The sequence below is a fragment of the Ruegeria sp. N8 genome, from assembly GCF_056531325.1.
Genome location: NZ_JBQFLQ010000001.1, coordinates 222,279 through 240,602 on the forward strand (window position 1 = coordinate 222,279; position 18,324 = coordinate 240,602).

The following is an 18,324-nucleotide window of genomic DNA, read 5'->3' on the forward strand; positions in this document are numbered from 1 at the left end:
CGCAAACGGGGATACACTGGGGCAAATAACTGGAACGAGGGCCTATAACCCCGTGTGGACATTGCTTGTTTCTGCGCTTGTCTTTGCGCTTTATGTGCTGGCGGCAGTCTTTGCGATCCGCGCCGCGCAGACCGCGCGCACGCCGCAAGGGGCCGTAGGCTGGGTGGTATTCCTGATCTCGGCCCCGGTGTTTGGCGTCCCGCTCTATCTGTTTCTGGGCCACCACAGGTTTCGCGGTTATCGCATCGCGCGCAAGCACAGCGAAAGTGTGGTCGAAGGGATCAAGACATTCGCCGATTTCTCGCGACCCGATCCGGCCACGATGCGGATCAACCCGCGCCCGTTCGAGGCACTTGCCCACCTGCCCGTCTCGCGCGGGAACGGGGCCGCGTTGCTGGTCGACGGGCAAGCCACGTTCGACGCCATATTCGAGGCGATTGATGCGGCGCGGAACTACATCCTGATACAGTTCTACATCGTGCGCGATGACGCGCTGGGCCAAAGGTTGCAGTCCAAACTGATCGACGCTGCCCAGCGTGGCGTGAGCGTGCGCTTCATGACTGACGCTGTCGGCAGCTATGGCCTGCCCACGGCCTATCTGGACACGCTGCGCGAAGCCGGAGTCGAGATTGCCAACCCGCGTGATCGGCGCGGACCACAACACCGCTTTCAGCTCAATTACCGCAACCACCGCAAGACGGTGATCATCGATGGTGAAACCGGGTTTATCGGCGGGCACAATGTAGGCGTCGAATATCTGGGGCAAGACAACTATTTCGGGCACTGGCGCGATACGCATATCAAGATGAGCGGTCATATCGTCCGGCAGCTGCAATTGATCTTTACCGAAGATTGGCACTGGGCCCATGAAGAAGACCTGATCGACGATCTGGACTGGGCAGGCTCGGAGTCTGATCAGGACATGAACGCGCTTTTGGTTGCAACTGGTCCCGGTGACGAAACAGAAACCGGTTCAATGATGTTCTTTGCCGCCATTACCGAGGCGAAAGCGCGTTTGTGGATCGCATCGCCCTATTTCGTGCCCGATATCGACATAATGACCGCCCTTCAGCACGCTGCCCTGCGCGGGGTAGACGTGCGCATTCTGGTACCCGAAGTGATGGATCACCGCCTGCCCTGGCTGGCAGCCTTTGCCTATTTCGACGAGGTGCGCGACTGTGGCGCGCGGGTCTTCCGCTATACCAACGGTTTCATGCACCAAAAAGCTTTTGTCGTGGATGACACGTTGGCCGCCGTCGGTACCACGAATCTAGACAACCGATCCTTCCGCCTGAATTTCGAGGCCATGGCGCTCTTTTTTGACAGCCGCGCCGCCAATGCGGTGGCCCAAATGCTGGAGGCGGATTTCGAACAAAGCTACGAGCTGGACCGCGACCTGTCCGAACAACGCCTTTATATCCGCTTCGGCTCCCCTCTGGCGCGGCTCTTTGCGCCGATCCTTTAAGAGATCAACTCTTCCTGAAAAACACGGGTCATCAAGGCGACCATGAAGGCCGTCGACAACCCGAACGCCAACAGACCTGTCACCGAGGCGAAGGCGCCGAAAATCCTCAGCCCCTCACCCAAGACAATATCGCCATAGCCAAGTGTCGTGAATGTCACCAATGAGAAATAGAGCGCCTCATTCCATTCCGGCAGTGTTTCCCCCAGCACCCACACAACGGCCCATAGCCAGACCTGAAACGTATGAATCAGAACGATAAACGCCAGCGCGGTACATAAAGGTGCTGCGATGGTAAAGAACCGTTTGCTCTGCTCCAACCGCAGAGAAAGCACTCGGATCACCTGCGTACACCAAGTCAGCAGCACGATCTCGATCAGGAAGCAAATCCCCAGATAAAGACTGCCCCAGACAATTTGCTCTGGTAATGTCATGCTCGCCCGTCTCATTGTGACCACTTGACCTCACCATGACGTGTTCAACAGGGCTGAACAACCCCACCTGCCCGGCTGCGACGAAAGGGTGCGAAATCAACTCTGGTCTGGACACCAATGCCGAAGGGTCCACATTGTGACGGACATCGTTAGAGGCTTGGAAATGCTGCTGAAGATCGACGACGTTCGGAAATCCTATCCGGGTGGTCGCCCCGTTTTGCAAGGGGTGACGCTGAACCTTGATCGCGGGCAAACTCTGGCGCTGACGGGCGAAAGCGGCAGCGGCAAGAGCACGCTTTTGAACCTTGTGGGCGCGCTTGATGGGTTCGACGGGGGCGAGATCACGCTGGACGGGACCGCTCTGTCCGGTTTGGACGATCCCGGTCGGGCGGCCTTGCGCCGTGAAAGCGTGGCATTGGTGTTTCAGCAGTTCAACCTGATCCCCTCACTGACCGTCGCGCAGAACCTAGCTTTTCACGCGCGGCTTGCGAACCGGCTGGATGCAGAATGGGTCGGTCATCTGGCCACGCGACTGGGACTGTCCGATTTACTGGACCGATACCCCGAGACCCTGTCGGGAGGCCAGCAGCAACGCGTCGCCATCGGGCGCGCCATGGCAACACGACCCAAGCTGCTGCTTGCGGATGAGCCGACGGGAAATCTGGACGAAACCGCCAGCGCCACGGTGCTGGACCTGATGCTGTCCCTGATCGCGGAAACCAAGGCTGCGCTGCTGCTTGTCACGCATTCACAGGACATTGCCGGGCGACTGGATCATCACGCGCATCTGTCTGGTGGGCGGGTGGCATGACGCGTGTCGTCCTGCTGGCTCTGCTGTCCCATTGGCGGGCGCATCGGTTGCAACTGGCCACATTGCTGATCGGCATCGCGCTGGCCACTGGCCTGTGGTCTGCGGTTCAGGCCATCAATGCCGAGGCGCGGGCCAGCTATCAACGCGCCAAAGATCAACTGCTGCTGGGCCGCTTCGACACGCTACGCAACCCTTCGGGGACGATCCCGATCGAACAATATGCAACGCTCAGACGCGCAGGTTGGCAGGTGGCCGCTGTGCTCGAAGGCTCGGTTCGTATCGGAGAGAACAGGTTCCGGTTGCTTGGTGTTGATATGGTCGCTTACCCGGCCTTGCCCGCTGTTACTCAGGTCGAAGAAGGGGCTGCCCCGCCTGACCCTGCCGATATGCTAACCGCACCGGGTCGCTTGCTGACAACGCCCCCAGTGGCCGACCGGTTGCAAAACCAGCAGTCTCTGCCGCCGGTCCTGATCAGTGACGCCCTGCCACCCGGTTTGATCCTGACCGATATCGGCGTGGCTGAAACCCTGCTGGACCGTCGTGGCCAGATCAGCCACCTGGTCGTATTGCCACAACAACCGAAGGGCCTGCCCGCTCTGCCAGAGATCACCCCCGATCTCGACCGTATCCCCGCTGCGAACCAATTGGACACCGCGCAATTGACCGACAGCTTTCATCTGAACCTGTCCGCCTTCGGGCTTTTGTCCTTTGCAGTGGGTCTTTTCATCGTTCATGGCACGGTTGGGCTGGCCTTCGCCCAACGGCGCGCGATGATCCGCACGGTGCGCGCCCTTGGCGTGTCGATGCGGCGGCTGGTCTGGACCATTCTGGCCGAGTTGGCCTTACTGGCCCTGATCGGCGGCGTGTTGGGTCTGCTGCTCGGGTTCTTTATCGCTGGTGCCCTGTTGCCAGATGTGGCCGCCACGCTGCGCGGTCTATACGGCGCGCCGGTCAGCGGGCAAATCAGCCTGCAACCACAATGGGCCTTGGCAGGACTTGCCATGGCACTGGGTGGTACCTTGCTGGCCAGCGGTCACGCCCTGCTTCGACTGGCCCACATGCCGCTGCTGTCCGGGGCAGGCGTTCAAGCCTGGCGCAGCGCGGCCTCGGGTCGGCGTGTAGTCGCGCTCGTCGGAGTTGCCGCGATTGCTCTCGGTATCGGCGCGCAATTGGCGATCGGAGGATTGATGGCTGGCTTCATCCTTGTCGCGGGCCTTCTGATCGGCTCGGCCCTACTGCTGCCGTTCCTTCTGTCCATCCTGTTACGCGGCTTCGGGGCTCGGGCGAACGGCCCCGTCGCACAATGGGTCTGGTCGGATATGCGCGCGCAACTACCGGGCCTTTCGCTAGCATTGATAGCCCTACTGCTGGCACTGGCCGCCAATATCGGCGTCAGCACGATGGTGTCGAGCTTCCGCCTGACCTTTACCGGCTGGCTCGATCAGCGTTTGGCCTCGGAACTCTACCTGACCGCCGCCGACGATGCGCAGGGCCAAGAGATCGCGCAGTGGCTTGCCCCTCAGGCTGATATGATCCTGCCCATTCGCAACACCGAAATAGCGCATGAAAGCGGTCCATTGTTCCTATACGGCGTTCTGGACCATCCGACTTATCGCGAGAACTGGCCGCTGATCGCCACGTCCGACGGCGCGTGGGACCAAGTGATGCAGGGGCGCGCAGTATTGATCAACGAGCAACTCGCCCGCCGTCAAAACCTCTGGCCCGGCGATGAGTTGGCGCTGACATCGGCGACCACCTTGCCCATCGCCGCCGTCTATTCCGACTATGGCAACCCAACCGGGCAGGCCATTATCGCAATGCCGCTTTTGGACATGATCGCACCGGGGATCGAGACACGGCAATTCGGCATTCGCATACCGCCCGAGCGTGCCTCGGCTCTGGCGCAGGAGTTGCGAGACCGGTTCGATCTGCCGTCGGGCGCCGTGGTTCAGCAAGCGGCGATCAAGGCGCAATCGCTGGCAGTGTTCGACAAGACATTTGTCGTAACCTCGGCACTGAATGTCCTGACGCTGGGTGTGGCCGGGTTTGCAATATTGACCAGCCTGCTGACCTTGTGGACCCAGCGCCTGCCCCAGATCGCGCCGGTCTGGGCGCTGGGGCTAACCCGGAATCGGCTGGCGTGGCTCGAGGTGCTGCGCAGTATCCTGATGGCCGCACTGACAGCAGTGCTGGCGCTGCCACTTGGGCTTGCACTTGCATGGGCCCTGCTGGCCGTCATCAATGTCGAGGCTTTTGGCTGGCGCTTGCCGATGTATCTTTTCCCTGCGGATTGGGCCTATCTTCTGGCGCTGACCATTCTGGCGGCTTTTGTTGCGGCCGCCCTGCCTGCCTTGCGCCTGCTGCGCCTGCCACCTGCGGACTTACTGAGGGTATTTGCCAATGAACGTTAGGGCTTGGTTTCTGATCGCCGTTCTGCTTCTACCCAATTTGGCTCACGCGCAAAGCTATGCGGGCCTAGGCGGATCTGCCGAAGGCTTTGCGATCCCCCAACGCGGATATCAATTTCAATTCCCGGCTGACCACGGCCCTCACCCCGACTACCGGATCGAGTGGTGGTACCTGACGGCCAATCTGCAAGGCGAGGACGGGCGCGATTATGGTATCCAGTGGACATTGTTCCGATCTGCATTGAAGCCCTTTCAAACAGATGGCTGGCAAAACCCACAGCTTTGGCTGGGCCACGCTGCCGTCACAACGCCTGACAACCATTTTCTGGCCGAGCGTCTCTCGCGCGGCGGCATCGGTCAGGCCGGAGTGACGGCCTCGCCGTTCGAGGCATGGGTCGATGATTGGTATATGCGAGGGGATGATCTGAACAGCTTGCAGCTGCGTGCCAGCGGCGCAGAGTTCACGTATGACCTGAGCCTGACAGCCCAAGGCCCGTTGGTGTTTCACGGGGCGGACGGATATTCCGTGAAATCCGCCGAAGGACAGGCAAGCCACTACTACTCGCAGCCCTTCTACAGTGTTGAGGGAACATTGCACCTGCCGGAAGGCAATGTCGCCGTGCAGGGTCAGGGCTGGCTGGATCGAGAATGGTCCTCGCAACCTCTGGCCGCGGATCAGATCGGATGGGACTGGTTCTCGCTTAGTTTTGACGACGGAGACAAGCTGATGGCCTTCCGTCTTCGTGGGACGCAACAAGATTTCACGGCGGCCACATGGATTGGCGCAGATGGCACCACAACCCCGTTGCCGGACGGGTCAACCCGTTTCACCCCGCTGGACACAGCGCGGATCGCAGAGCGAGACATCCCCGTTCGCTGGCGCGTTGAATTGCCTGAACGCGGAGTGGATGTCGAAGTCACGGCCCTGACGCCCAAAGCATGGATGGCAACGCGATTTGAGTATTGGGAAGGCCCGATCATGGTATCAGGCAGTCACACAGGGCGCGGCTACCTTGAAATGACCGGCTATTGATCAGCGCACGACGTAGACTGAGACTTCTGAGTGTCTGACGACGCGTGCTGCGTTTGGGCCGAGGAGGTAGTCTTTGAGGTCGGGCCGGTGTGCGCCGATGACGATCAGGTCGCTGCCTGCTTCTTTGGCCGTGTGCAGGATTTTCTGATAGGCCGTGCCCGTGGCGACCACATGGCGTACCTGTGCGTTGCGCGCTTCGCCCAGGACCGATTGACCCAGCGCCTCGAGCGCTTCTTGCGCTTTGGCCACGGCTTGCTCGTGATGCTCGGGCTCGAAGAAGCTGCCGACAAAGGATTCCCCAAAATCGGGCAGCACCGTAACAACATCAAGCTGAGCATTGTCGAGCTCTGCCAGCCGCGCGGCCTGACGTAGGACCTCGGCATCGGTTTCGGGCTTCCCGGCATCTACGGCACAGAGGACGGATTTGATCATGATGTTACCTCTTGTTCGCTTGTGCGGGCTGCACGGCTGCGTTGCAGGAAGGCGATGAAGCCCAGCAAGATCAGCGCCGGGATGAAGATCAGCTCTTTGGGGGGCTGGTTCTGGGGGGCCTGCACGGTGGTGATGCGGACGGGCTCGTCGGCGTAGTAGTCGAAGTTCGACAGCTCGTCCGAGACCGGGGTGCCGAACAGAGGCTCATCCAGCTTGACCAGGCCGTCCTCCTCAAGCGGCAACAGGCCAAGGGCGTCGATGCGGGCCGCACCATCACCCTCGTCGCCGACCGTCAGGACCACGGTGGTTTCGGTCATGTTGCCGGTGTCAAAATCGGGGCCCGCGACCTCGATCCGCAGGGTGCTGCCCGGTGCGGCGTCGCCCACGGCTTGCTCCAGCTGTGCCGGGTCGATCTGCGCGAAGGGTGGCGCGATGCGGTTCATGAAGAAGTCCGGACGGAACAGCGCAAAGGCGATCAGGATCAGCGCCACGCTTTCGTAGATGCGGTTGCGGGTCAGGAACCAGCCCATGGTGCCGGCGGTGAAGATCAGGATCGCGATGGTCGCAGAGATGGCCACCAGAATGCCCTGCACCCAGCCCACATCAATCAGCAAGAGATCGGTGTTGAAGATGAACACGAACGGCAGCGCCACGGTGCGCAGGCTGTAGAAGAAGGCGGTAAAGCCCGTCTTGATCGCGTCGCCTCCTGACACGGCAGCAGCGGCAAAGCTGGCCAGACCCACGGGCGGCGTCACATCGGCCATGATGCCGAAGTAGAACACAAACAGATGCACCGCGATCAGCGGCACGATCAGACCGTCCTGCGCGCCCAGTTCCACGACCACACCCGCCATCAGCGAGCTGACGACGATATAGTTCGCCGTGGTCGGCAGGCCCATGCCCAGAATAAGGCTGAGCAGGCCCACCAGCGCCAGCATGGCGATCAGGTTGCCGCCCGACAGGAACTCGACCAGATCGGCCATCACCTGCCCCACACCGGTCAGCGTCACGGTGCCCACAATCACGCCTGCAGTGGCGGTGGCCAGTGCGATGCCGATCATGTTGCGCGCGCCGTCGATCAGGCCGTTCCACAGGTCGGCCACGCCAGCCATGAAGGCATTGGCCGTGTCGCTTTCGCCCCGGAAGATCGACTTCAGCGGCTTCTGCGTCAGCAGGATCACGAACAGCAGCGATGTGGCCCAGAAAGCCGACAGACCTGGCGATTTCTGCTCGATCATCAGGAAGTAGACCAGCACGATGATCGGCAGCAGGTAATGCAGACCGGCCTTGTAGATCTCGGCAATGACCGGCAGCTCGACCTCTTTGGCGTTGGGGTCATCGGGGACGAGATCCTCGACGCCCGAGGCCAGTTTCAACAAGATCATATAGGCCACAACAACCAGCGCCGACAGCACCAGACCCGAGGCACCGGGGATCAGCGCAATCACCGCCTTGATCGGGTATTGGATGCCATAGCACAGCCCGGCAAAGCCCACAAAGAACAGCGCCATGCCACCGATCGTGCGGCCCATCGACACCACGCGGTTGCCCAGCGTCGGCATGTTCCGCTTCACCGCCTCCAAGTGCACGATATAGACCAGTGCGATGTACGAGATCGCCGCCGGCAGGAAGGCATGCGTGATCACCTCGACATAGGAAATGCCCACATATTCCACCATCAAAAAGGCCGCTGCCCCCATCACCGGCGGCATGATCTGACCGTTCACCGAAGAGGCGACCTCGACCGAGCCCGCCTGTTCGCTGGAAAAGCCCACCCGCTTCATCAGCGGGATGGTGAAGGTGCCGGTAGTCACCACATTGGCAATCGAAGAACCCGAGATCAGCCCGGTCGCCGCAGACCCCACCACAGCCGCCTTGGCCGGGCCGCCGCGCAGGTGACCCAGCGCGCCAAAGGCCATCTTGATAAAGTAATTGCCCGCACCCGCCTTATCCAAAAGCGCACCGAACAGCACGAAGAGGAAGACGAACTTGGTCGAGACGCCCAAAGCGATGCCAAACACACCTTCGGACGTGATCCACATATGGCTCATGGCCTTTTTCAGGCTGGCGCCCTTCCACTGGATCACCTCGGGCACCCAGGAGGATGAGCCAAAGAACACATAGGCCAGGAAAATCGTGGCAATGATCGCCATCGCCGGGCCAAGCGCACGCCGCGCGGCCTCGAACAGCAACAGCAACCCAGCCAGGGCCACCCATTTGTCCACGTCATCGGCCAACAGGCCATTGTTCACGACTTTTTCGTAGAAAATATAACCATAAAGCGCGATCACCGCACCCACCACGCCCATGATCCAATCCTGCACGGGGATGTAATTGCGCGGGCTGGATTTCAGCGCCGGATAGGCCGCAAAGGCCAGAAAGATCGCAAAGGCCAGATGGATCTGGCGCGAGTTGTTCACCACGCTGCCCGGCAGCAGCACATTCGACAAGGGCGAGGCCAGCACCACCTGAAAGACCGACCACAGCACCGCCACGATGGCCAGAAACAGCCCCACATTCCCCGCCGGATTGCGCGCGCCCGCGTCAGAGGACGCCACCAGATCCTGAAGCTCTTCCTCGGATAGCGGGCGGTTGGATTGTGTGTCGGAACTCATCTGGCGTCTCCCCGTCATATGGCCGTTTCGGCCTTATCGTCCACCCGGCTGCTCCGGGTGCAAAAGGGGCGCGCCCGTCACAGGCGCGCCCCACATCAGGTCCGGCTTACTGCAGCCAGCCTTTTTCCTTGTAGTACTTCTCGGCACCCGGATGCAGCGGCGCCGACAGACCGTCCGAGATCATCTCTTCGGGCTTCAGGTTCGCAAATGCCGGGTGCAGCTTTTTGAAATCGTCAAAGTTTTCAAAGACCGAGCTGACAACCGCATAGACCGCGTCATCGGATACATCCGCCGAGGTCACAAAGGTCGCGCCCACACCAAAGGTCGTGGTGTCGCCATCCGAGCCGCGATACATGCCACCGGGGATGGTCGCGGTGCGGTAGTAGGAATTGCCGTCGATCAGACCATCGATCGCATCGCCGGTCACGTTCACCAGAACGGAATCACACGCAGTGGTCGCCTCCTGGATCGAGCCCGACGGGTGACCCACGGTGTAGATCATCGCATCGATCTGGTTGTCGCACAGCGCCGCCGACTGCTCAGCCGCTTTCAGCTCCGAGGCCAGCTCGAAATCGTCCAGCGTCCAGCCCACGGCCTCAAGCACAACATCCATCGTGCCGCGCTGACCCGAACCCGGGTTGCCGATGTTCACGCGCTTGCCCTTGAGGTCTTCAAAGCTGGAAATCCCCGCATCCGCGCGCGCCACAACCGTGAACGGCTCAGGATGGACCGAGAACACCGCGCGCAGGTTCTCAAACGCGCCCGCATCTTCGAATTTCGAGGTGCCGTTGTAAGCATGGTACTGCCAGTCAGACTGCGCCACACCAAACTCCAGCTCACCCTCGCGGATGGTGTTGATGTTGTAAACCGACCCACCCGTCGATTCCACCGAACACCGAACCCCATGCTCCTTACGGCCCTTGTTAACCAAACGACAAATCGCGCCACCCGTCGGATAATAAACGCCCGTTACACCACCCGTGCCAATCGTGATGAACTCCTCAGCATAAGCCGCAGGCGACAAAAATGCGGCAACGACAGAGCCAAGGGCCAGTTTTCTGCTGTGTTTCATTTGAATAACTCCCATGTTTTTATTGTGTTTGAGAGAATTTTCAGAGCGCCCTGGCCGGGCACATGCACAAGCTTTGCACCGTTCAACCTGGCAACAGGGTCAAACATCTGAATTTTCTACGTCTCCCAACTGCTTCGACGTTTCATTCAGAGACCCGGCTTGTCAACCCCCGCCCGCAGCGCAACGTCCCGGCACCGCATATCTGAGGGCCGATGACGAAAATTCCCCTCAGTAGAACGGTCGACCCCCTTTTCGGCCGCTACGCAGCGCGACACAGTATGTCCCATGCTTTATTTCAAGCCGGGGATGGGATTAACTAAGCCTAACAGACCAGAAGGTGAAAAAACTTGGAAAACAACGGCCCAAGCCCGCTTTTGATTACTGCGTTGCTCCTCAGTGCCGCGATTGCCGGTTGGGGTCTCGCTGACCCTCAAGGGTTGGGCAGATTGGCTGAAACTGCGGTGGCCACTCAGTTCAACAGCCGCGGCTGGTTCATCATGCTTGAGGTCAGCGGCCTTCTTTTCGTGGCTATTTTCCTTGCCCTGTCCCGCTTTGGCGATATCCGTCTGGGAAGCGACGCGACCGAGCCCGAGTTCTCGACACCCGCCTGGATCGCGATGCTGTTTGCGGCCGGAATGGGTGTTGGGCTGTTGTTTTATGGCGCAGCCGAACCTCTGACTCATTTCGAGGTTCTCAAACAGTACAATAACGATGCCGAAGCCGCCAGCTATGCGATGTTCGTGACCTACCTGAACTGGGGCTTTCACGCATGGGCGATCTACGGAATTGTAGCGCTTGTCATTGCTTATTTCGCCTATCGTCGGGGTGGGTCAATGTTGCTAAGCGCACCCGTCGTCGAGGCGTTGGGCGATGTACGCTGGACTCGTGCGATGGGATGGATCTTTGACCTCCTGTCCATCGTCGCCATCGCGGTCGGCCTGGCCGGGTCAATGGCAATGGGTGTATTCCAGATACAAACCGGCGTGGCTGGCCTGATCGGAATAGATACGCCCGAGGTCCTGACCTACCCGGTGTTCATTGCGCTTTGTATCGCGTTCATCATCCCGCTACGAAAAGAGCTTGGAGATGGAATGGCGAAACTGTCGAACGCGGCGATGCTGATTGCCGTGGCCATGATGATTTATCTTTTGATTCTGGGCCCGACCTCATTTTTGATGAATGACATTGTCGCCGGATTTGGCCGCTACCTGTTCGAAGTTTTACCCGCTGGATTCTCGACGGCCGAATTTTTTGACGAAACCATCGTAAACTGGTTCCAAAGCTGGACACTGAACTACATGATCTGGTGGCTGGCGTGGTCGCCTTTTGTCGGCATATTCATCGCCCGGATCTCGCGCGGGAGAACGATCCGAGAATTTCTTGTCGGCGTGATCATAGCACCCACCCTGTTTTCGATACTTTGGTTCGGTATTTTTGGCGGCCTTGGCTTCTATGACGCCCTGCGTCAGGACGGGGCACTATCGGTTATCAACGCCCAGAATTTGGACGCAACCACGTTTGCCCTGCTGGAACGGTTCCCCTTGGATTCCATCACGCGGGCCGCGACCGTGTTGGCGGCGTTCTTGTTTGTCGTAACCAGTGTCGTCAGCGCCGGCTTCACTCTTGCCATGATCGGAACCGGCGGCGATCAGAATCCCTCGCCGCGTATTCGAACTGTCTGGGGTGCCATTCTCGGAGCGTTGGGGCTTGCGATGATTCTGGTCGGGGATATCGGACTTGTCCGCTCTATCATCGCACTGTCGGCCATCGCATTTGTCTTCATCGTTCCAGTTCTGGTGATCTGCCTGTTCAAATCCCTATCGCAAGAGGCCCGTTCATGAGCCAAGCCCTGATCGATACCGTTCTGAACGTGAACGTCTTTGCCTATATGGGATTTCTGATCTGGCTCGTGCTTCGACCCAAGAAATGACCCCTGTTCGGGTAAGGTATCAGAACAATTTGCGGAGGTGGTGCCCAAGGAGAGACTCGAACTCTCACGATGTTACCATCGGGGGATTTTGAATCCCCTGCGTCTACCATTCCGCCACTTGGGCAACGAACACTGGATTAGCGCCCATGGCCCAGAAGGTCCAGAGGCAAAAAACACCGCGCGAAAGGTTTGTTTAACCTGCAAGGTTGACGCCCCATAAAGCGCATGATTTGGCTGGCGGGGAATGAAACAGGATTTGAGCGTCTGATGCTGCGATCTCTTTACGACTGGACCCTTCGTCTAGCCGAACATCCGCACGCGCTGTGGGCGCTTGCCTTTGTGGCGTTCATCGAAAGCTCGTTCTTTCCGATCCCCCCGGACGTGTTGATGATTCCCATGATCATCGCCCGCCCGTCTCGCGCGTGGCTGATTGCCAGTGTCGCATTGGTCGCCTCGGTTCTGGGGGGAATGTTGGGCTATGCCATCGGGGCGTTCTTTTACGAAAGTATCGGTGCACCCATCCTTGAATCCATGGGCAAAGGCCACGCGATGGAGGAGTTCAACACCCGCTTCAACGATTTCGGCTTCTGGGCCGTGCTGGCTGCAGGTGTGACCCCCTTCCCATACAAGGTGATCACCATCATGTCGGGTTGGACAGGGATGCCGCTGGGCACGTTCATTGCAACCTCGATCTTGGCCCGCGCGCTACGGTTTTTTCTGGTGGCGGGTCTGCTGTGGGGCTTTGGCGAGCCCATCCGAGGTTTCATCGAAAAGCGCCTTGGTCTTATGTTCACCCTGTTCATCATTTTGCTCTTTGGCGGCTTTCTGGTGGTGAAATACCTATGACACGACGTACTCTGTTGATTTTCTGTGCGGCCGGCGGGTCGGCTGCGCTGTTGCTGGGGGCGTGGGGCTTTCAGTATCTTGGCGGTCTGGCACCGTGCAAAATGTGCATCTGGCAGCGCTACCCACATGGGGCCGCTGCCGTGATCGGCGCTTTGGCCTTGGCGCTGCCGCGCTTTGGACTGCTGCCGCTGCTGGGCGCGCTCGCCGCACTGGCCACCTCGGCCATTGGCGTCTTTCATGCGGGGGTCGAGCAAGGCTGGTGGGAAGGTCCGACAAGCTGCACGTCGGGCGATATCGGTGGGATGTCGACCAATGACTTGTTCGATCAGATCATGACCGCTCCGCTAGTGCGCTGCGACGATATCCCGTGGCAAATGCTGGGTTTGTCGATGGCTGGATGGAACGCCGTGATCTCGGCCGGGTTGGTGCTGATCTGGCTGGCGGCGTGGCGTCAGAACTCGTCCAGTTCCGCATCCCAGTAAAGGAAGTCGATCCAACTGTCATGCAGGTGATTGGGCGGGAATTTCCGCCCGATATTGCGCAACGCTTCGGCATCGGGCTGACGCGGAGGTTTACGCAAGCTCATCCCCGCCTGCCGCAAAGATTTCGACCCCTTTCGCAGGTTGCAAGGGCTGCACGCCGCCACAACATTCTGCCAACTGGTCACGCCACCTGCGGCGCGCGGCACCACATGGTCAAAGGTCAGATCACCCCGGCTGCCACAATACTGACAGCGGAATTCATCCCTCAGAAATAAATTAAAGCGCGTGAAGGCCACGCGCTTTCTGGGTTTTACGTAATCTTTCAGCACAACAACCGACGGTATTCGGATTTGGGTGCTGGGGCTTCGAACGACCTCGTCATATTCGGCCACGATATCCACCCGATCCAGCCAGGCCGCCTTGATCGCTTCTTGCCAGGGCCACAACGACAGAGGGTAGTAGGACAAGGGGCGATAATCGGCGTTCAAAACCAATGCCGGATGATGCCTCAGCGCACCGGGTTCCCTGACAAATTCGGTCCTGAAGTCTGCGTCCATATCAGAATCGCTCCTCGCTCTGCTCTGCCCGTTTGACATCAGAGCGGGGAACACCCGCCCCGGCCTTAACTTAACTATATATCGTGTTAAAACTCTGACAAGCCCCGAGTTTCCACAATATCTCGGGATTGGTTATTCCGAATCCGTAACAGAGACGTGACGGTTATCCACAGCTTGCGCCGCTGTGTCCTGCACGCTAAGGCGGGCCCATGGCCTGGTTCATCCGATTCAACAAACCTTTTGACGTGCTGCCGCAGTTCACCGACCGCGCCAATGAAGGCTCGCCGCGCAGTACCCTGTCGGATTTCATCGACCTACCCGGTGTCTACCCGGCCGGTAGGTTGGATCGGGACAGCGAAGGCTTGATGCTTTTGACAGACAATGGCCGTCTGCAGGCCCATATCTCAGATCCCAAACACAAAATGTCCAAAACCTATTGGGTTCAGGTTGAGGGGCAGCCCGACACCGCCGCACTGAAGGCACTTCGCGACGGGGTAGAGTTGAAAGACGGCGTAACGAGCCCCGCCAAGGCTCGTCTGATGGACGAACCCGAAGGGCTATGGCCGCGCACCCCTCCAATCCGGGTACGTCAGACGGTGCCGGATTGCTGGATCGAATTGATCCTGCGCGAGGGTAAGAACCGACAGGTTCGTCGTATGACGGCGGCTGTTGGACACCCTACCCTGCGCTTGATCCGTGCTCGTGTCGGCGACTGGGCACTGGACGGATTGCAGCCCGGCCAATGGGACAGCTTGCCCGAACCTGCGTTCAACGCGGCCCCACAACGTAAACGCGACCGCCGCACGCGCCGGTGACAAAAACCGCGATTTGTGATAGGCTTACGCCATGAAGATCACACCAGATATCCCGACCCCCAACGGTATTCTCGAGGCTGCGATCTATGTCGATGATCTGGACGCCGCTGAACGGTTCTATGGTGAGATTCTGGAGTTAGAAAAAATCCAGCGCATTGCCGACCGGCATGTATTCTATCGCGTCGGCGCTTCGGTTCTGCTGGTGTTCAACGCGGACGAGACCGAGAAACCGCCCCAGAACCCAGACTTGCCCGTGCCGCCGCACGGCGCGCGTGGACCGGGCCATGTGTGCCTGTCCATGCCGCGCGCGCAGATCGAAGCGATGCGCAAACATCTGCTGGACTGGAACGTGCCAATTGATGCGGAGTTCGACTGGCCCAACGGCGCGCGTTCGATCTATGTGCGCGACCCGGCAGGTAATTCGGTGGAGTTCGCAGAACCCCACCTGTGGGGCTGACCTTAGCTCAGTGGCTGTTTCTCACCACCCACAATCCGGCACACGCTGTTCGAGATCACGCCAACCTCGGCCAGAGCGGCCCGAAACGCCGCCATATGCGAAGTGGCGAAATGCGCCTCTAGCGCGGCTTGGCTTTCCCATTCTTCGTAGACACGAAACAGGTTGGGATGCCCCAGAATCTGGCTGAATTCATAAACGATACAACCCATTTCCTGCACCGTTTCCGACACCATTTCCTGCGCTGCTTTTGCAGCCTTTTCAACACCTTCTGGCGCGACCTCAACCACTCCTGTGACCACCAGCATTGCCAATCCTTTCTGGTTTAAACTCGTTCAGACCCAAATAGGGGTTCAAAGGCTCAGCTTATCGCGCATGAAGGCCAGTGCCACGCTCAGGCCATCGGGGGCGATCCCGTGGCCGGTGCCCTTCATGACATGGGCGTAGACCTCCTTGAAATCAGCGGCTTGCAGAGCTTCGGCGGCTTCGGGCAGAGACTGAGGCGGAACCACGTCATCAGCGTCACCATGCACCAGCAGGACCGGCATCCGACTGACGGTTTCATCGGACAGAAGATCTGGCTCCAGCAACCGGCCCGAGAAGGCCACGATCCCGGCGACCGGATCCTCGCGACGCGGGGCGACATACAGGCTCATCATCGTGCCCTGTGAAAACCCGAATAGAACCACCTGTTCAGGTAAAACGTCCTCGTCGACCATCAGCGCGTCAAGGAAGGCGTTGAAATCTTCGACCGCCATCTCCATGCCACGGCGCGCCTCTTCTTCGGAGGAGCCATCGATCCACGGGATCGGGAACCATTGAAATCCGTTGGGCATACCAGGGATTTGCTCGGGCGCGTCGGGCGCCACGAACAGCGTGTCCGGCAGGTGTTCACCAAGCGGATCGGCCAGACCCAGCAGGTCAGCCCCGTTAGCGCCATAGCCATGCACAAACACCACGACCGAGCGTGTGTCGCCCGAAACCGGCTCTTTTCGGAGCGCATTCAATACTCTAGTCATCTGATCCCTTCTCGTTCCTTGGCCACCCGGTAATAGGCCCACAGCACCCGCGCCGCAACCGAGCGCCAGGGCGACCACGCCTCGGCCATCTGTCGCAGTTCTTTGTCGGTCGGTCGCTTGGGCAAATCGTAGAGAATACGCGCGGCCTCTTGCAGCGCCAGGTCGCCGGGTGCAATCACATCGGCTCGGCCCAGCGAGAACATGGCATAAATCTCGGCTGTCCAGACCCCGATGCCGGGAACCTCGGTTAAAATAGCGACAACATCCGCATCAGGAAGGTCTCGTAATGCCTTGTAATCAATACGCGCCTCGGCCAGCGCGCGAGCATAGCGGATTTTCTGACGGCTCAACCCAACGCCGCGCAGGTCATCTTCCGTGGCCCACATGATCTTGCGCGGGCCGGTCAGTTTCGCCTCCTGCAAGCGCTTCCAGATCGCATTCGCCGAGGCCACACTGACCTGCTGGCTGACAATCGCGCTAAGCAGCTGCGCGAACCCGTCGGGCTTGCGACGCAAGGGCAACGGCCCCACCTGATCCAACGCATAAGCCATGCGCGGGCAGGCATCGCCCAGCCACTCGGCCCCTTCCCGCACACAGTCATTGGTTTCGATGATACGTCCGACGGACATGCGGGCCTCAGGCTGTTTGATTGCGCACACGTTAGGCTGCTTTGCCGCATATGCAACCCGCTTGTACAAGGCGGTTTTCGCGGCTACCCATAGGCGCATGACGATGACCGCCACCGCCCCCAATGACAACCAGGCCAAACGTAACGTGGCTGTGCTGGTCGCAGCCCAAGCCATGCTGGGTGCGCAGATGCCAATGGTATTCATCGTCGGCGGGTTGGCTGGTCAATCGCTGGCGACCAATGCCTGTTTGGCAACGCTGCCAATCTCACTGATCGTTCTGGGCTCGATGCTAGCGGCGACACCGATTTCGGCCATCATGCAACGCTGGGGACGGCGGACCGGGTTTTTGGTGGGCGCCACGGCGGGCGCGTGTGGCGGGCTGGTTGGGGCCTATGGCCTCTACCTCGGGTCGTTTCCGGTGTTCTTGCTGGGCAGTCTGTTGACCGGTGTCTACATGAGCGCGCACGGGTTCTATCGCTTTGCTGCTGCCGATACCGCGTCCGAGGCATTCCGGCCCAAGGCGATTTCATATGTCATGGCTGGCGGCCTTGCGGCCGCCATTATTGGCCCACAGATCGTCAAACTGACTTCGACTGCCTATGTGATTCCGTTCCTTGGCACCTATCTGGCGATCATCGCGCTGAACATCATCGGATCGGCCCTGTTCTTCTTTCTGGATATTCCAACGCCACCGAAAGCAGAAGAAGGCGCATCTACAGGTCGTACGCGCCTTGAGATGCTGAAAACCCCGCGCATCGCCGTGGCCATCATTTGCGCAATGGTGTCCTATGCGCTGATGAACCTAGTGATGACCTCGACCCCGCTGGCTGTTGTGGGATGCGGCTTCTCGGCCAATGATGCGGCGGATGTGGTGACCGGCCATGTGCTGGCCATGTATATCCCCAGTTTCTTTACCGGTCAGTTGATCGCGCGCTTCGGGGTGGAAAAAATCGTCGCCCTTGGCCTTGCCATTTTGGCAGGCGCCGGTGTCGTCGCGCTGCAAGGTGTTGAGCTAGAAAACTTTTTCATTGCCCTGATCCTGCTGGGCATTGGTTGGAACTTTGGCTTTATTGGCGCTACCACGATGCTAGCCGCCTCGCATGACGTAAGCGAGCGCGGGCGGATGCAGGGCCTCAACGACTTGTTGGTGTTCGGAGGCGTGACACTGGCCTCATTGTCCTCGGGCGGGTTGATGAACTGTTCGGGCGGATCCCCGGTTGAAGGGTGGACAGCCGTGAACCTTGCCATGATCCCACTGCTGACACTGGCCGGAGGCGCGCTGCTGTGGCTCGTCCTGCGCCCGGCCGAGCCGGAAACGGCCTGAA

Annotated in this window: 18 protein-coding genes and 1 tRNA gene; 10 read left to right on the plus strand and 9 right to left on the minus strand. The window is 59.6% G+C overall.

Annotation, left to right across the window (positions count from 1 at the left end):
• The first annotated feature begins 52 nt into the window (after window positions 1–52).
• Window positions 53–1,465 (plus strand): cardiolipin synthase, encoded by a 1,413-nt coding sequence (cls, locus tag ACR0C5_RS01165; protein ID WP_480873936.1) that lies wholly within the window; start codon window positions 53–55, stop codon window positions 1,463–1,465.
• On the opposite strand, the gene ACR0C5_RS01170 is transcribed toward cls, so the two are convergent.
• Window positions 1,462–1,896 (minus strand): ion channel, encoded by a 435-nt coding sequence (locus ACR0C5_RS01170; protein WP_170769812.1) that lies wholly within the window; start codon window positions 1,894–1,896, stop codon window positions 1,462–1,464. The two genes, cls and ACR0C5_RS01170, sit on opposite strands and share 4 nt — an antisense overlap.
• Before the next feature lie 163 nt (window positions 1,897–2,059).
• Here ACR0C5_RS01170 and ACR0C5_RS01175 point away from each other — a divergent pair, with 163 nt between their 5' ends.
• The 3 genes from ACR0C5_RS01175 to ACR0C5_RS01185 are packed head-to-tail and all read left to right on the plus strand — an operon-like array spanning window position 2,060 to window position 6,148.
• Complete coding sequence (locus ACR0C5_RS01175; protein ID WP_170769813.1) at window positions 2,060–2,707, plus strand: ABC transporter ATP-binding protein; 648 nt, start codon at window positions 2,060–2,062, stop codon at window positions 2,705–2,707.
• Window positions 2,704–5,118, plus strand: coding sequence for an FtsX-like permease family protein (locus ACR0C5_RS01180; RefSeq protein ID WP_480873938.1), 2,415 nt, complete (start codon window positions 2,704–2,706; stop codon window positions 5,116–5,118). The genes ACR0C5_RS01175 and ACR0C5_RS01180 overlap by 4 nt, the downstream gene beginning before the upstream one ends.
• Window positions 5,108–6,148, plus strand: a complete 1,041-nt coding sequence (locus ACR0C5_RS01185) for a lipocalin-like domain-containing protein (RefSeq protein ID WP_480873940.1) — start codon at window positions 5,108–5,110, stop codon at window positions 6,146–6,148. The genes ACR0C5_RS01180 and ACR0C5_RS01185 overlap by 11 nt, the downstream gene beginning before the upstream one ends.
• On the opposite strand, the gene ACR0C5_RS01190 is transcribed toward ACR0C5_RS01185, so the two are convergent.
• The 3 genes from ACR0C5_RS01190 to ACR0C5_RS01200 all read right to left on the minus strand — a co-directional run bounded on the left by ACR0C5_RS01190 (window position 6,149) and on the right by ACR0C5_RS01200 (window position 10,267).
• Window positions 6,149–6,580 (minus strand): universal stress protein, encoded by a 432-nt coding sequence (locus ACR0C5_RS01190; RefSeq protein ID WP_170775899.1) that lies wholly within the window; start codon window positions 6,578–6,580, stop codon window positions 6,149–6,151.
• A complete protein-coding gene (locus tag ACR0C5_RS01195) occupies window positions 6,577–9,195 on the minus strand; it encodes a TRAP transporter permease (RefSeq protein ID WP_480873943.1) in 2,619 nt (872 codons plus the stop codon). Before ACR0C5_RS01195 ends, ACR0C5_RS01190 begins: the two co-directional genes overlap by 4 nt.
• 106 nt (window positions 9,196–9,301) lie before the next feature.
• Window positions 9,302–10,267, minus strand: coding sequence for a TAXI family TRAP transporter solute-binding subunit (locus ACR0C5_RS01200; protein ID WP_480719396.1), 966 nt, complete (start codon window positions 10,265–10,267; stop codon window positions 9,302–9,304).
• 386 nt (window positions 10,268–10,653) lie between these two features.
• Between ACR0C5_RS01200 and ACR0C5_RS01205 the strand changes: the two genes are divergently transcribed.
• A complete protein-coding gene (locus ACR0C5_RS01205) occupies window positions 10,654–12,108 on the plus strand; it encodes a BCCT family transporter (protein WP_237217533.1) in 1,455 nt (484 codons plus the stop codon).
• Window positions 12,109–12,235: 127 nt separating this feature from the next.
• Here the strand turns inward: ACR0C5_RS01205 and ACR0C5_RS01210 are convergent.
• A tRNA-Leu gene (locus ACR0C5_RS01210) sits at window positions 12,236–12,321 on the minus strand.
• Between the two features lie 143 nt (window positions 12,322–12,464).
• Between ACR0C5_RS01210 and ACR0C5_RS01215 the strand changes: the two genes are divergently transcribed.
• Both ACR0C5_RS01215 and ACR0C5_RS01220 read left to right on the plus strand, forming a co-directional pair.
• The gene (locus ACR0C5_RS01215) at window positions 12,465–13,043 is read left to right on the plus strand and encodes a YqaA family protein (RefSeq protein ID WP_170774174.1); all 579 of its coding nucleotides are present in this window, start codon (window positions 12,465–12,467) and stop codon (window positions 13,041–13,043) included.
• A complete protein-coding gene (locus ACR0C5_RS01220) occupies window positions 13,040–13,525 on the plus strand; it encodes a disulfide bond formation protein B (RefSeq protein WP_170774176.1) in 486 nt (161 codons plus the stop codon). Before ACR0C5_RS01215 ends, ACR0C5_RS01220 begins: the two co-directional genes overlap by 4 nt.
• Here the strand turns inward: ACR0C5_RS01220 and ACR0C5_RS01225 are convergent.
• On the minus strand, window positions 13,495–14,082 hold the full coding sequence (locus ACR0C5_RS01225) for an HNH endonuclease (protein WP_170774178.1): 588 nt from the start codon (window positions 14,080–14,082) through the stop codon (window positions 13,495–13,497). The two genes, ACR0C5_RS01220 and ACR0C5_RS01225, sit on opposite strands and share 31 nt — an antisense overlap.
• 209 nt (window positions 14,083–14,291) lie before the next feature.
• Here ACR0C5_RS01225 and ACR0C5_RS01230 point away from each other — a divergent pair, with 209 nt between their 5' ends.
• Window positions 14,292–14,897 (plus strand): pseudouridine synthase, encoded by a 606-nt coding sequence (locus ACR0C5_RS01230; protein ID WP_170774180.1) that lies wholly within the window; start codon window positions 14,292–14,294, stop codon window positions 14,895–14,897.
• 31 nt (window positions 14,898–14,928) lie between these two features.
• A complete protein-coding gene (locus ACR0C5_RS01235) occupies window positions 14,929–15,354 on the plus strand; it encodes a VOC family protein (protein ID WP_170774181.1) in 426 nt (141 codons plus the stop codon).
• Window positions 15,355–15,356: 2 nt separating this feature from the next.
• Here the strand turns inward: ACR0C5_RS01235 and ACR0C5_RS01240 are convergent, their stop codons facing one another.
• From ACR0C5_RS01240 to ACR0C5_RS01250, 3 genes are read right to left on the minus strand one after another with little or no spacing between them, the layout of a single operon-like run.
• Window positions 15,357–15,659 (minus strand): putative quinol monooxygenase, encoded by a 303-nt coding sequence (locus ACR0C5_RS01240; protein ID WP_480873948.1) that lies wholly within the window; start codon window positions 15,657–15,659, stop codon window positions 15,357–15,359.
• A 45-nt stretch (window positions 15,660–15,704) separates the two neighbouring features.
• A complete protein-coding gene (locus ACR0C5_RS01245) occupies window positions 15,705–16,370 on the minus strand; it encodes an alpha/beta hydrolase (protein ID WP_480873951.1) in 666 nt (221 codons plus the stop codon).
• Complete coding sequence (locus ACR0C5_RS01250) at window positions 16,367–16,999, minus strand: DNA-3-methyladenine glycosylase family protein (RefSeq protein ID WP_170774187.1); 633 nt, start codon at window positions 16,997–16,999, stop codon at window positions 16,367–16,369. The genes ACR0C5_RS01245 and ACR0C5_RS01250 overlap by 4 nt, the downstream gene beginning before the upstream one ends.
• Window positions 17,000–17,096: 97 nt before the next feature.
• Between ACR0C5_RS01250 and ACR0C5_RS01255 the strand changes: the two genes are divergently transcribed.
• Window positions 17,097–18,323, plus strand: a complete 1,227-nt coding sequence (locus ACR0C5_RS01255; RefSeq protein WP_480873954.1) for an MFS transporter — start codon at window positions 17,097–17,099, stop codon at window positions 18,321–18,323.
• Window position 18,324 lies beyond the last annotated feature (1 nt).